This window comes from Chitinophaga varians (assembly GCF_012641275.1).
GTDB classification, from domain to species: domain Bacteria; phylum Bacteroidota; class Bacteroidia; order Chitinophagales; family Chitinophagaceae; genus Chitinophaga; species Chitinophaga varians_A.
Window position 1 is genome coordinate 1 of sequence record NZ_JABAIA010000005.1, and the last position, 12,817, is coordinate 12,817.

The following is a 12,817-nucleotide window of genomic DNA, read 5'->3' on the forward strand; positions in this document are numbered from 1 at the left end:
ATCTTATGGTGGTTTTGCCAAGGGTGTTCACCTCTTCCCATTCCGAACAGAGAAGTTAAGCCCCTTATGGCCGATGGTACTGCACTATCATGCGGGAGAGTAGGTAGCTGCCATATTTATTAAGAAAAGCCCTGGTGTTCATACATCAGGGCTTTTTTGTTTTTATATCTTCCTATAGCCTGACTGCCACACCCCCAAAAAATAAACCCACCGAAAACAGCTGTTCCGGTGGGCAATCTATCTACCTAAAGTAAAAATCAAAAGGTTATCTTCTCCTGTCTTTTCTGAAATCATCATACCAGTGCGCAATATTTACTGATACGCCCATGGAAAAAACTACTGGTTGGAAATAGTTGTTCATCCGGTTATACTGCGTATTGTCTTCCGTCAGCGGAACGGCAATCAATAACTGCGACTGGAATTTGACGTACTTGTAGCCTGCTCTTACTGTAAAAGTAGGTTCGTAGAATACCGTGGGTTTATCCGCAATACGTACAAAATCGCTTTTAGCAGTGGCATCGTTCTCAAATGCCCGGGGGCCCATATAGGTATCATAAAAATTCACACAGGAAAAACGGCTGCTGAAAGCCGCTTCCACAACGGGATGTACGAAACCGATACTCGGCTGGATGAATATTTTGGAGAACCTGTTGCGTAAACGGTAATCTTCGCGGTTAACGCCTTCCGCATCGGCACCGGAAGCTAACGTTCTGAAGCTTCCGGCCCCACCGCCTGCAAACACGTCAAAGACCATTCTTTTCTTCGGGTCCAGCGGCTTGAAAAAGCCGATAGCGCCTTCTCCCATGCCACCACGGAGATCGCCGTTGATGAACAGGTCGTCAGAAGGATAATTTTCCACTCCGGGATTAACCTGGTACACATAGTGGCCGTTGGCCATGATCGCGATGTTGTTGGTCAGGGCGAAAGCTGTTTGCAGGTTATAAGGCGTAATACTGGCCTTGAATTCGTTTTTCTCCTTCAGGAGCGGCACGTTGGCAGCATTAGGGGCATAAATGTGTTTGCTGCACGAAGTAAGCCCTATGGCCGCGTACAGGCACAGGCCCGCGAGATAACTAGGTTTCATAAAGTTGCAGGTATTGTTTGCTAATGATGGTTGCGTATCAGTTCTTTTGGACCATGGTTGATTCCCGCTGGATAAGTTCTACCGGAAAAACAAAGTTTTTGGTGACCTTACTGTTCTCTTCATGGTTGATTAGTTTCACGATGGTCTCCACTGCCTTTTGACCCATGTTATAGCCCGATTGTTCGATTGTTGTGAGCGAAGGGGAGATAATACGGGAGGAGAGGTCATTCGAGTATCCTACCACCTTTATTTGCCCGGGAACGGCAATGTTCCGTTTGTTGGCTTCCTGGATAAAAGCTACAGCAGAGCTGTCGTTGGCAGCAAACAACCCGTCGGGCAGGTTTCCTTTATCAAATAACTCCCTTGCGGCCTGACCAGCGGCATCCATGGTAAGGTTATGGATGTATACCAGTTGTTCATCATAGGGGATGTTGTATTTGGCAAGCGCTTCTTTGTATCCTGAAAGTCTTTGCTGGTAAAGGTTACAGGTAAGCTGGCCGGAGAAGTGCGCAATCCTTTTACAGCCCTGTTTGATCAGGTGTTCCGTGGCCAGGAAGCCGCCTTTAAAGTCATCGCCGGTGATGCTGTAGCCTGGAAAGTCTACCGGTACGCGATCGTAGAATACAAGGGGAATATTGTTTTTTATAAAAGGGCTGAAGTGGTCGAAGTTGGTGGTGAACATGGAAGCTACCGCCAGCAAGCCGTCTACCCTGAGAGAGTAGAAGGTGTGCGCCAGTTCCTTTTCCATGGCCACTGTTTCATCGGATTGACCGATTACGATACTAAAGCCGTACTTGTGTGCTTCATGCTGGATACCGCTGATGGCGGTACTTTGGAAGTACATGGAGGTACGTGGTACGATCAGCCCGATGATGTTGGAGCGTTTTTTACGCAGGCTGGATGCTATCCAGTTGGGCACATAGCCCATATCCATGGCTGTCGCCTGAATTTTTTCCCGGGTTTCCTCGTTGATCAGCGGATTGTTCTGCAAAGCGCGTGACACCGTGGACGCGGACAAATTCAGTTTCTGAGCAATGTCGTATATCGTTATTTTATTGGTACGCTCTTTCACTTTTGAGGCTGTATTTGTATTAAAGGTAAAGCTATATTAAGCAATTTCCGCAATAATATGTACAGCTGCCCGGGGGAGATGCAAAATGAAAAATCCCCTTCCGGAAGACGGAAGGGGATTCTGTATTTTTCGTATATACTTATCCGTTATTTAGGGTCCAGCGCTTTGGAAATACGTGCGATGAGGTCCTGATAGTGATTGCGGGTCATCGCATCACCGGAGGCGGCAGCCGCACGGAGGTCAGTTCTGAGCGAGGAAAGTTGTGCGCGGGCGATACCGGCAGCATCTGAGCGGGACGCGTCAGGAGCGCCAAAACCAGGGATCGGGCTTGGTGCAGCAGGGGCCAGCATACCCGTCAGGTTGTCAACATAAGTACGTTGCAGGTTGCGGCGATAGTTGTCTACCGCCTGGTGCGCATATACTTCCGTGAAGATGGCTTTCTTCAGGTCGTTGAGCATTTCCAGTGGCTGGTAGGCAGCAGCGCCCAGGGCGGCTTCGCCTGCGCTCAGTTTATTGAGTGTATTAACAGAGAGCAGTCTGCCGAGAACCGGCGCCTGTGTGGACATGACCAGTGCTGTACCGTCGCCGCCGATGCGGCTGAGGAGGTCCTGGTTGACCAGCCATTTAGGCGTGGTAAACAGTTGCTGGGAGAGGAACTGGACCGCTTCTTTCTGCGTGGCTTTTGGAACGTATTCGTATACAGCGCCTTCCTGTTCTACTGTTTTAGGTGTTTCGTAGATACCGCCCACATTTTTGGTAACATGGCCCATGTAGCGGCCGAACTGGGAAACCACTTCTTTATACAGTTCAGAGAGGTTGGTGTATCCTTCGTTATTGACGCGTGTCCAGGCGAGGAGGTTAGGCATGATGCGCTGCAGGTTTTTGATACCATAGGTGCTGGCTTTCATGGCATTGTCGCCGAGGTCTTCATTTTGTGAGCGCGGATCGTTAGGATTGGATTCGGTACCGAACCAGTATTTTTTATCCTTCAGTTTTTCCACTGTCATTTTATTGAGGACCGGTGTTTCTGCTTCCGGTGTTTTAGCATCGGGCAGCAACTGATATCCCCATTGGATAGCCCATTTATCGTAATAGTTGATACGTGGGTAAAGATCGGCCCCGGAGATGCCGTCACCTGGTTGCGCCACGTAGTTGAAGCGGGCGTAGTCCATGATAGAAGCAGCATGGCCGTTCTTTTTCACCCATTCTTTATCGCGTAGTTTTTCCACTGGATAAGTAGAGCTGGAGCCGAAGTTATGACGGAGGCCGAGAGTGTGGCCTACTTCATGTGAAGAAACGAAGCGGATGAGATCGCCCATCAGTTCATCGCTGAACTGCATGTTGCGGGCACGAGGGTCGTTAGGGGAAGCCTGTACAAAGTACCAGTTACGCAGCAGGCGCATCACGTTGTGGTACCAGTTGATATGGCTTTCCAGGATTTCGCCGGAGCGGGGATCGTGAATATGGGGGCCGCTGGCGTTGGGCACTTCAGACGGTTTGTATACGATGGCGGAGAAGCGGGCATCCTCGATGGACCAGGTGGAGTCTTCCGCTTTGGTGGGGGCCATTTTAGCGATGATGGCATTTTTGAAGCCAGCTTCCTCGAAGGCGGACTGCCAGTCATTGACACCCATGATAAGATATTTACGCCATTTGGCCGGAGTAGCCGGATCAATATAGAACACGATAGGTTTCTGTGGTTCCACGAGTTCACCGCGTTTATATTTTTCCATGTCTTCCGGTTTGGGTTCGAGGCGCCAGCGGGTGATCATCTGGAGTCTTTTCACGCCTTGCGGATCGGCGTCGAAGTCTGTCACACCGGTGGTGAAGAAGCCTACACGGGGATCGAAGTAGCGTGGTTTCATGGGAACGGCGGGGAGCAGGACCATGGAGCTGTTGAGCTCAACAGTAGCGAAGCCTCCCGGAGCGGGCGGCATACCAGGGGCAGCCGGGCCTCCCATGCGGGAATATGTTTTAACGGTTTTGATTTCAGTGTTCATGGGATAGGACCTTACATCGGAGATGTAGGATTTATCCGGTTGAGCGCCACCGAGCTTCAGCATGCTTTTTATCATGCCGTCGAAGAAGAGGATATCGTTATCGCCGGCGATATATTCCGTGAGATCGATTACGCTGCCGTGGCCTGATTTAGAGAATGCTTTGATATCAAAAGCTGCTACGATAGGCTGGAGGTTGGAGTTCATCACAGCGGTGAACATGGGCTGTGTAGAGTCTTTTGATACTTCCGAGTAGGAGATATTTTTAAGGAAGATGCGGTTGTTAGGTCCTTTTTCGAAGCGGATCACGTTTTCGCCGATGATGTCTCCGGAGAAGCCCATCATTTGCGCGCGCAGGCCTGCGGCGGATTTGGAGATCCTGTTGACTACGAGTACGTCTCTGCCGAGGAGGGAGTCGGCTATTTCGAAGAAGTAGCGGTCATCCTGTTTGTACACATTGAACAGTCCGGAATCTGCAGTGGCTTTATCGTTGATAACTTCCGCGAAGGGTTTGACAGCGGGTTTGGGGCCCGGTTTGATCATGGGAGGTTTGGCGGTAGTGTCTTTAGCCGGGGCGGTAGTAGTTGGCGGTGTGGCGTTTTTCTTTTTCCGCTGGGCCGCAGCGGGGGTAGAAACGGATGTGCTGAGGCAGGCGATACCGGCCGCTGCGAGCATCAGTTTCAGGTGGCGTGGTTTGTACATTTGATTGATTGGTTTTTGTGTAACGTTCGTTTTTTTTTAAATGGGATTGCAATTACGTACATAAAGTATTAACTTATGAGGAAAATCCATAAGCGTGTGAAAGGGCGTAGGAATGGAAAAAAGGCGGGTTAAAGGCGGTGATGGAAGTTAGCACAGTAGTTGCCATACCAACTTTTTTATGTAATCATTTATTGTTATAGCATATAATATTTTTATATAGCAATAAAAGGGGAGGATAGAAGCGATGTCGCTACAGTGTTGAATTTGAAGAGGGGATAGGGGAAAAAGTGTGCAGGCGGGTAAGCTAAAACCAATTAGCGGTGTCTCAAAGTGTTGACTGGCGCGGGAATAAATATGTTCTCAGATTTGTAAGATTTCTGTTGGAACATTTGAATTTTTTCTTAAATTGTGCGTCCAACTTTGAAAAAAATTAAACGCTTTCAAATTTTTGGGACAGTAACAAATTAGAGGACTGCATATTATTGGTTATTTGCTGATGTAAGTGTTTGCTCAAAACAAAAAACAAGTGGTTGAAAAGCCCTGTGGTAGGGCTTTTGTGGTGTAAGGTTAATTTTTGTGGGTTTTTTTGGGCTGCACTTGTTTTTTTGGGCCAACCTTATAACTTTGCGAATCGCTCATTAAAGAGTAAATTAAAGAGTAAATTGAGTGCTGGGAAGCATTCCACAATGAGAAATTGTAAATCGTAACTTCTAACAAACAATAGTTTAATTTTTAACACTAAAATTTCAATCAACATGGCTGAGACTAAAACAACTGTGACTGCAGCTACAGCTAAGGCTTCTTCTCATCAACCTAAAAAGTCGTCCAACCTGTTCGCGGCGTTGGCTGTGCCTATCTGTTTAGTGATAGGATTTCTGTTTTTCTTTTTTGTATTAGGTAATCCAGCCAACTTCCAAGGTAATAACCCAGATGGTCACCCAATTGATTCTGGTATTGGCAAGTGGTTTGGCACCGTTTACAAAGGTGGATATGTGGTACCTATCCTGATCTCTGTATTGCTCGTTTGTCTGACTTTCGTAATTGAGCGTTTCCTGTACCTGTCTAAAGCTAAAGGTAAATTCAGCGGTTCTGAGCTGGTACGTAAAGTACAATATCACCTGGCTAACAAAAATGTTGACGCAGCTTTAGCTGAGTGTGACAAACAAAAAGGTTCCGTTGGTAACGTACTGAAAGCTGGTCTGAAAAAGTACAAAGAAATGATGACCAACTCTGAGTTGGACACAGATCAGAAAATCCTGACCATTAAAAACGAAGTTGAAGAAACTACCGCTCTGGAACTGCCAATGATGGAAAAGAACCTGGTGTTCCTGTCTACCATTGCTTCCGTAGCAACCCTGCTGGGTCTGTTCGGTACAGTATTGGGTATGATCAAAGCGTTCTCTGCGATGTCTTCCGGTGGTGCACCAGACTCTGCACAGCTGGCGTTAGGTATCTCCGAGGCGTTGATCAACACCGCTCTGGGTATCGGTACTTCCGCTATCGCGATCATCATGTATAACTACTTTACTACCAACATCGATGGCATCACTTATGCTATTGACGAGTCCGGCTTTACTTTAACACAGAGCTTTGCTGCCAACCACAAATAATTTTGTGGAATTTAAGCGGTTTTGAATCTAATTAAAGTAAACCATAAAAAAAGTAAAGATGCCTAAAGTTAAAATGCCCAGGAAAAGCACGGCTATTGACATGACAGCAATGTGTGATGTGGCTTTTCTGCTCTTAACTTTCTTTATGCTGGCAACGAAGTTCAAACCGGACGAACCGGTAACGGTAGTTACCCCGTCTTCTATCAACACTACTCTTTTACCTGATTCTGATGTGTTATTATTCACAGTAGATAAGGACGGCAGGGTGTTTTTCAGCATGGACGGCCAGCCCAAAAGAAAAAAAATGATCGAGGACCTGAACTCACAGTTCAAGCTTGGTCTGTCTGACAAAGAAATGAAAAGCTTTGTCACCGGCGCCAGCGTTGGTACTCCGCTCAAAGACCTGAAAAATTACCTGTCTCTTTCTGAAGACGAGCGTAAGAAACAAGGTCTGGATAAGGGAATCCCTACTGATTCCGCTAACAATGAATTAAAGACCTGGATTGAGTACGGCATGGCTGCGCAGGAAGGTAGCATCAACAAGGTGAAATACTGTATCAAAGCAGACAACGCCACTCCTTATCCCAAGATCAAGGAAATTCTGGAAACGTTCAAACAGAAACATATCCAGAAGCTCAACCTGGTAACAAATCTGAAAGCAGCCCCTCAAGGTACTGCCGCATGGCAGGAAGAGCAGGCTGGCGGTAAGAAGAAAGAGTAGTAAACGGTAGCAATAACTTCCTGGCCTGGAAGGCTACTGATTTAAAAACGAAAAAAAGAGCTACTATGGCAGAAATGGATACCAGCAGTAGTGGTGGTGGGAAGAAACACGGTGGAACGAAATCGAAGAAACAATCTACACGCGTAGACATGACTCCGATGGTGGACCTGGGTTTTCTTCTGATTACCTTCTTCATGCTTACCACTACAATGAGCAAGCCCAAAACCATGGACTTGATCATGCCAAAAGATACCAAGGATGAGAAAGAGCAGAACAAAGTAAAAGAAAGTACTGCGCTGACCATCCTGTTGGGAAAAGATAACAGAGTATACTATTACGAAGGTTTGGCACAAGACCCGAATGCATCAGCAAATCCGGAATTCTTCAAAGCAAGTTCCTTTGCCAACAAAGGAGGTATCCGCGATGAGATCATCAAGAAAAGGGATGAAGTGTCCAAAATGAGGAATGCAAAAGGAGAACCAGAAGATGTGGTTGTCATCATCAAAGCTGACGACGACGCAACTTACGCCAACTTCGTGGACATTCTGGACGAGATGGCCATCAACCGCATACAGCGTTATGCGACTGTTGACATCAGCGACCAGGACAAAACATGGATCAAGCAGACAGAAGCTGCTAACGGTGTTAAATAGCTTTTGTGGAATTAATCAAATTTTTGCATCCATATAAAAATTACAATTAACAATGGATTCAGCTAAAGTCTTAAAGTCCGATTTTCTTGATATCCTGTTTGAAGGCAGGAACAAGGATTATGGGGCTTATGATCTGAGGAGAAAGTATAACGCGCGGGTGCGGAATGCCATTCTGGGTACCGTGTCTTTGTTCGTCGTGTTCTTCCTGGCTTATATCATCACCAACTACGTAAAAGCTTCTGAAGGTGACAACAACAAGAAGCCGGTGATCCAGGAGATCAAGATGGAAGACGTGAAACTTCCGGATGATCCGAAAACGCCGCCACCGCCTCCTCCGCCGCCGGCACCACCGCCGCCGGTTAAACCTTCAGTGCAGTTCACTCCTCCGGTGATCAAGAAAGATAACGAAGTACCACCGGACGAAGAACCGCCAAAACAGGCAGATATTAAAGAAAAATCCATCAGCACTAAAACTGTGGAAGGTGACCCGAACGGTATCGATGCGGGCCTGCTGGAAGACAGTAAAGGTACTGGTGTGGTAGAAGCGCCACCTGCTCCTGCAAAAGAAGAGATCTTCACTTTCGTAGAGCAGCCTCCTACCTTCCCGGGTGGTGAGGACGCACTGGCCAAATACCTGAGCAAAAACATCCGTTACCCACGCGTTGCGCAGGAAAACGGCATCTCCGGTACTGTATTCGTACAGTTCGTAGTTGACTCAGAAGGTAACATCAAAGATGTGAAAACAGTAGGCGCTGCAAAAGGTGGCGGTCTGGAAGAAGAAGCTGTCCGCGTGGTAAGAACCATGCCTAAATGGAAAGCTGGTAAGCAAAACGGCCGCCAGGTTTCTGTACAGTTCAACCTCCCGATCCGCTTTACACTGCAAGAGTAGTACTGCTTCGAGATATTACACAAAAGCCCCGTTTCAAGCTACTTGAAACGGGGCTTTTGATTTTTAGTACCTTTGCCTTTCGTAAAAAAACTCGTACCGGTATGCTGGGAAAATTAACAGGATTTGATGACACCATTGTGGCAGTCGCCACCGCGCCGGGACTTGGCGCTATCGCCGTTATCAGGCTTAGCGGCAGTCAGGCATTTCCTATCTGCAACACCCTCTTCCCTGGTAAAGACCTGCTGCTGCAGGCCAGCCATACCCTCCATTTCGGCAGCCTCGTACATAACGGTCACGTGATCGATGAAGTAGTGGTCAGCCTCTATAAAGGGCCCCGTTCCTATACCGGAGAAGATGTTATAGAGATCTCCTGCCACGGTTCGCCCTATATACAACAACAAATCATCGAAGCCACCATCGCAGCAGGCGCCCGTCTCGCCAAACCCGGCGAGTTTACCCAGCGCGCCTTCCTCAACGGGAAACTGGACCTCACACAGGCCGAGTCCGTAGCCGACCTGATCGCCAGCAATTCCGCTGCCTCCCATCAGACAGCGATGCAGCAGATGCGCGGCGGCTTCTCCAAAGAATTGCACACCCTTCGCGAACAACTCATCACCTTCTCTGCGCTTATTGAACTGGAGCTGGACTTCAGCCAGGAAGATGTGGAATTTGCCGACAGGACCCGCCTGTATGAACTGGTGACCAACGCCGCCACCACTATCCGCCATCTCATCGACTCCTTCCGTATGGGCAACGTCATCAAAAATGGCGTCAACACCGCTATCGTTGGGAAACCTAACGCCGGCAAATCGACCTTGCTCAATACACTTCTTAATGAGAACAGGGCCATCGTCAGCGATATCGCCGGTACCACCCGCGACACCATCGAGGAAGTCCTCAATATCGACGGCATCCTCTTCCGCCTTATCGATACCGCCGGTATCCGCGACAGCGCCGATACCATCGAAACCATCGGCGTACAAAAAACCATGGAGAAAATCCGTGAAGCCGGTGTGGTAGTCTACCTCTTCGACGTCAACGAACTCTCCGCCGAAGATATCCGGCAACAGGTGCAGTCTTTCGAAGCAGACAATATCAACTTCCTCCTCGTCGGCAATAAAACTGATGTCACCGGAGAAGCCGCTACCCGCGCCAAATTCGACGGCCTTCCCATCCTTTTTATCTCCGCCAAAAACCATGAACATATCCAGGACCTGAAAGATAAACTGGTGCAGAAAGTGATGGCAGGCGATATCAATACAGAAGATACCATCATCACCAATGCCCGGCACCATGCCGCCTTGCAGGAAGTGCAACAGTCACTGCTGGATGTGAAAAACGGGATGGACAACGGGCTGCCAGGAGACCTGCTGGCACTGGACATACGACGCGCACTTCATTATCTTGGTGAAATCACCGGGGAAGTGACGAATGAAGACAGGCTGGATTATATTTTCAGTAAGTTTTGTATCGGAAAGTAACTACCTTCCTTCATTTGTTTTTCTTTCTTTATAATGTGCTATGACGGCGGGTGTTACTTGTCCCATACGTTAAGAACTCAATTATAATCGAGCAAACGTTTCACCACGTCGGTGTAACTGTACCCATATTGCCGGTTAATCCGGTCCAGACAAGCGTCAATAATATACAAAGGCTGCTGCCGGTCATAACTGACCACTACCGAACGATCAACTAAAGACGTGATTTTCGCTGGAAGTTTATCCGGGTTTAAAACATGGAGTTCATCCGGATGAAATTTATCCAGACTGGTAGTGGGTAATAACGTGAGCCCATAGGCTGTGGTAATACTACTTTTCAACGCTACACTTTCCAGCGATTTAGGAAAGGTCCGGTTATACGTATCTAATATTGCAGCCAGCTCCAGCTCATTTGCACCATCCTGTAATAATACTCCGACCTGTCTGTTCTTTCCAAACAGAACTTTTCTGCCGATGGTTATTTTATTACTGAAACTAATGGGAATACTCTTATGTGCCATTTGTTCAGCAGGCGGGGCGTGGTGGATTAACTGGCTTACCCGTAACATCGTTTGACGACCGAAAAGGGTGTCAATGATGGACAACGCGCCGTCAGTAGCGTTAGAGACCCCCGCAGTGCTGTATAAGTTTCCGCTATGAGTTACCCGAATATTGTTAACCCATAACGGCTTATCATATTGCTTTCGGATAGCATTGAAATCAGATGCATGGGCAGTAAGCGGCTTACCATCATAAATACCGGTGGCCGCCGCTGTCAACGCGCCATCGCAAACAGAAAGCATGATCGTGGTATCATGATAATGTTTTTTGATCCAATTAATAATCGCTGGATTTTGATGGCGGGCATCCATCGCAGACAAATTAGGAATAACGATCACCCGGGCATTGATGCCGGTGGAATCGAATTCATCGAAGGAAAAATGAGGCAGGAGAAAAAGCCCCTTTCGCATGATAATCGGCTCTTTTTTGGGGGCGACAACATACACATTTAACATCCCGGTGGCGCTGAACAGGTAATATGGTGCCATCAGGTCGAAGATCTCAGTTCCCTCATTATCTGCGATAAGTAATACAGTCTTTTTGGTGGAGTCAAAGCCCGGACGTTGGTCGCTGAAAGTGGAAGGACCATTAAATGTTTTCCATCTCGTAAACTCCCGGACAGGGGCACAGGCGTGAAAAAGCCAGATCGTGGTCATAGCAGTAATCAGGAGGATGCAGTAAGTCACTTTATTATTTTTCACTTTTGCGATGTTTTTTTTGTATTCTTTGTAATTGCCGGGCAGATTTGAATCCGCATTCCGAGGCTATTTTAGTCATGGTGTATTCAGGATTATTACGAAGGGTGAGCGCTTTTTCGAGCCGAAGACGGGTAAGATATTCGTTGATTGTTATGCCTGTGGCTTCTTTAAAAATCCTGGTGAGGTTTCTGGGGCTGCTGTTAAAAAGGTCTGACAACCGCTCTACTGTCAGGGACTGGTCCAGATGGCTGATCATATAATCCTGCAGCTGGTGAATCTTTGGGTTGATGTGATTCCTGTAATCCAGGTAGACGTGCTGTTGGCTATGTTTAGCGCCTCTACGGTGATATATCACTAATCCCCTGGAGACCTGATTAGCCAGTAATGGCCCCTGCCATTCTTCCAGGATGGACAAGGCCATATCAATTCCGGAGCTGATGCCCGCACTGGTATAGATATTTCCGCTTTTGACGAACAACACATTGGTCAGTACACGGGCTTTAGGGAACATGTTTTGCAGGAGGTCCGTGCTCCTCCAGTGAGTGGTACAGTCACGGCCGTCCAGTAATCCGGCGCTGCCCAGGATGAAGGCCGCATTGCATACCGAGCAGATATTAACCTCCCGGGCGGCACAATCGCTTAGCCAGCGAAAGAAGGAAGCTTCAATGTCAGGGCGTCTTTTCAGGCCTTCAAAATAGAACCCGGGAATGAAAAGAAAATCACCTTTCCCCAGTATCGCTTTCCGGTAATTCCTGATTTTTCCCAAAGGCAACCCCACGGCGGTATCGTGTTGCTGGTCTATAGCATAAAATGCTATGTCAATTTCAACGCCCATCAGACTAGCTTCCCTGAATACCTGGGCGGGCCCCGCCAGATCTAAGAGCTCCACAAGCGGAGGCAGGATAAAAGCAATTTTTTTAGTCATCTCACAAAAGTAGTCTTGTTACACTTTCCGTAAAGGACAATGATGCGTCATATTGAGCCATGCCTGAATGGCGAAGCAAACCGCGACCGGGTTCTGTCCGGGGGGAATGCTTATCTGCAAAAAGGCGATAACATTTCCGCAAAAAACAGGCAGTAAAAATGTGTCGGCCTGAAACCTCCATTCCCAAGTGCGAAACGTTGATAGGAATGCGTCCATCATAGGCTGCTTTCGGTGACTTTTGCACACCTGAAAGCTGATGTAAATCCCTGAAAAAACTAATAGAGGACCATGCCTGGTTTCTACAGGCGTGGCCCATTTTTTTGAATGCTTCCCACCATACCAGGTGTATAGACCATATTAATGATTTTATTTTGATAAAAATCAATTCTATATTGACCTCTTTCCAAAAAAATTGGTTGAAAATTAC

At 47.5% G+C, this 12,817-nt stretch carries 10 protein-coding genes and 1 rRNA gene; 6 read left to right on the forward strand and 5 right to left on the reverse strand.

Annotated features, from left to right (window positions below):
• Positions 1-4: 4 nt before the first annotated feature.
• Positions 5-116 (forward strand): 5S ribosomal RNA (rrf, locus tag HGH92_RS33045).
• 149 nt (positions 117-265) lie between these two features.
• On the opposite strand, the gene HGH92_RS33050 is transcribed toward rrf, so the two are convergent.
• From HGH92_RS33050 to HGH92_RS33060, 3 genes are all read right to left on the reverse strand, one after another.
• Positions 266-1,084 carry a hypothetical protein gene (locus HGH92_RS33050; protein ID WP_168875138.1) on the reverse strand — a complete coding sequence of 273 codons (819 nt, stop codon included), beginning with the start codon at positions 1,082-1,084 and terminating at the stop codon, positions 266-268.
• A 37-nt stretch (positions 1,085-1,121) separates the two neighbouring features.
• Positions 1,122-2,156: a LacI family DNA-binding transcriptional regulator gene (locus HGH92_RS33055; protein WP_168875139.1), complete on the reverse strand. Its 1,035-nt coding sequence runs from the start codon at positions 2,154-2,156 to the stop codon at positions 1,122-1,124.
• A 146-nt stretch (positions 2,157-2,302) separates the two neighbouring features.
• On the reverse strand, positions 2,303-4,855 hold the full coding sequence (locus tag HGH92_RS33060) for a zinc-dependent metalloprotease (RefSeq protein WP_168875140.1): 2,553 nt from the start codon (positions 4,853-4,855) through the stop codon (positions 2,303-2,305).
• Positions 4,856-5,610: 755 nt separating this feature from the next.
• On the opposite strand from HGH92_RS33060, the gene HGH92_RS33065 reads away from it, so the two are divergent.
• The 5 genes from HGH92_RS33065 to mnmE all read left to right on the forward strand — a co-directional run bounded on the left by HGH92_RS33065 (position 5,611) and on the right by mnmE (position 10,209).
• Positions 5,611-6,465 (forward strand): MotA/TolQ/ExbB proton channel family protein, encoded by an 855-nt coding sequence (locus tag HGH92_RS33065; RefSeq protein WP_168875141.1) that lies wholly within the window; start codon positions 5,611-5,613, stop codon positions 6,463-6,465.
• A 58-nt stretch (positions 6,466-6,523) separates the two neighbouring features.
• Positions 6,524-7,186 (forward strand): ExbD/TolR family protein, encoded by a 663-nt coding sequence (locus HGH92_RS33070; protein WP_168875142.1) that lies wholly within the window; start codon positions 6,524-6,526, stop codon positions 7,184-7,186.
• A 65-nt stretch (positions 7,187-7,251) separates the two neighbouring features.
• On the forward strand, positions 7,252-7,839 hold the full coding sequence (locus HGH92_RS33075; RefSeq protein WP_168875143.1) for an ExbD/TolR family protein: 588 nt from the start codon (positions 7,252-7,254) through the stop codon (positions 7,837-7,839).
• A 52-nt stretch (positions 7,840-7,891) separates the two neighbouring features.
• Entirely contained in the window at positions 7,892-8,728 is an 837-nt protein-coding gene (locus HGH92_RS33080; RefSeq protein WP_168875144.1) for an energy transducer TonB, read from the forward strand.
• A 101-nt stretch (positions 8,729-8,829) separates the two neighbouring features.
• Complete coding sequence (mnmE, locus tag HGH92_RS33085; RefSeq protein ID WP_168875145.1) at positions 8,830-10,209, forward strand: tRNA uridine-5-carboxymethylaminomethyl(34) synthesis GTPase MnmE; 1,380 nt, start codon at positions 8,830-8,832, stop codon at positions 10,207-10,209.
• A 77-nt stretch (positions 10,210-10,286) separates the two neighbouring features.
• Here the strand turns inward: mnmE and HGH92_RS33090 are convergent, their stop codons facing one another.
• Positions 10,287-11,468 (reverse strand): DJ-1/PfpI family protein, encoded by a 1,182-nt coding sequence (locus HGH92_RS33090; protein WP_168875146.1) that lies wholly within the window; start codon positions 11,466-11,468, stop codon positions 10,287-10,289.
• Positions 11,458-12,390: a GlxA family transcriptional regulator gene (locus tag HGH92_RS33095; protein ID WP_168875147.1), complete on the reverse strand. Its 933-nt coding sequence runs from the start codon at positions 12,388-12,390 to the stop codon at positions 11,458-11,460. The genes HGH92_RS33090 and HGH92_RS33095 overlap by 11 nt, the downstream gene beginning before the upstream one ends.
• Positions 12,391-12,817: the final 427 nt, after the last annotated feature.

What these genes read in the sequence shown, in the direction of transcription:
- HGH92_RS33095 (WP_168875147.1), bottom strand. Translation starts at nt 12,390, where the DNA reads ATGACTAAAAAAATTGCTTTTATCCTGCCTCCGCTTGTGGAGCTCTTA.
- HGH92_RS33075 (WP_168875143.1), top strand. Translation starts at nt 7,252, where the DNA reads ATGGCAGAAATGGATACCAGCAGTAGTGGTGGTGGGAAGAAACACGGT.
- HGH92_RS33060 (WP_168875140.1), bottom strand. Translation starts at nt 4,855, where the DNA reads ATGTACAAACCACGCCACCTGAAACTGATGCTCGCAGCGGCCGGTATC.
- mnmE (WP_168875145.1), top strand. Translation starts at nt 8,830, where the DNA reads ATGCTGGGAAAATTAACAGGATTTGATGACACCATTGTGGCAGTCGCC.
- HGH92_RS33070 (WP_168875142.1), top strand. Translation starts at nt 6,524, where the DNA reads ATGCCTAAAGTTAAAATGCCCAGGAAAAGCACGGCTATTGACATGACA.
- HGH92_RS33065 (WP_168875141.1), top strand. Translation starts at nt 5,611, where the DNA reads ATGGCTGAGACTAAAACAACTGTGACTGCAGCTACAGCTAAGGCTTCT.
- HGH92_RS33050 (WP_168875138.1), bottom strand. Translation starts at nt 1,084, where the DNA reads ATGAAACCTAGTTATCTCGCGGGCCTGTGCCTGTACGCGGCCATAGGG.
- HGH92_RS33080 (WP_168875144.1), top strand. Translation starts at nt 7,892, where the DNA reads ATGGATTCAGCTAAAGTCTTAAAGTCCGATTTTCTTGATATCCTGTTT.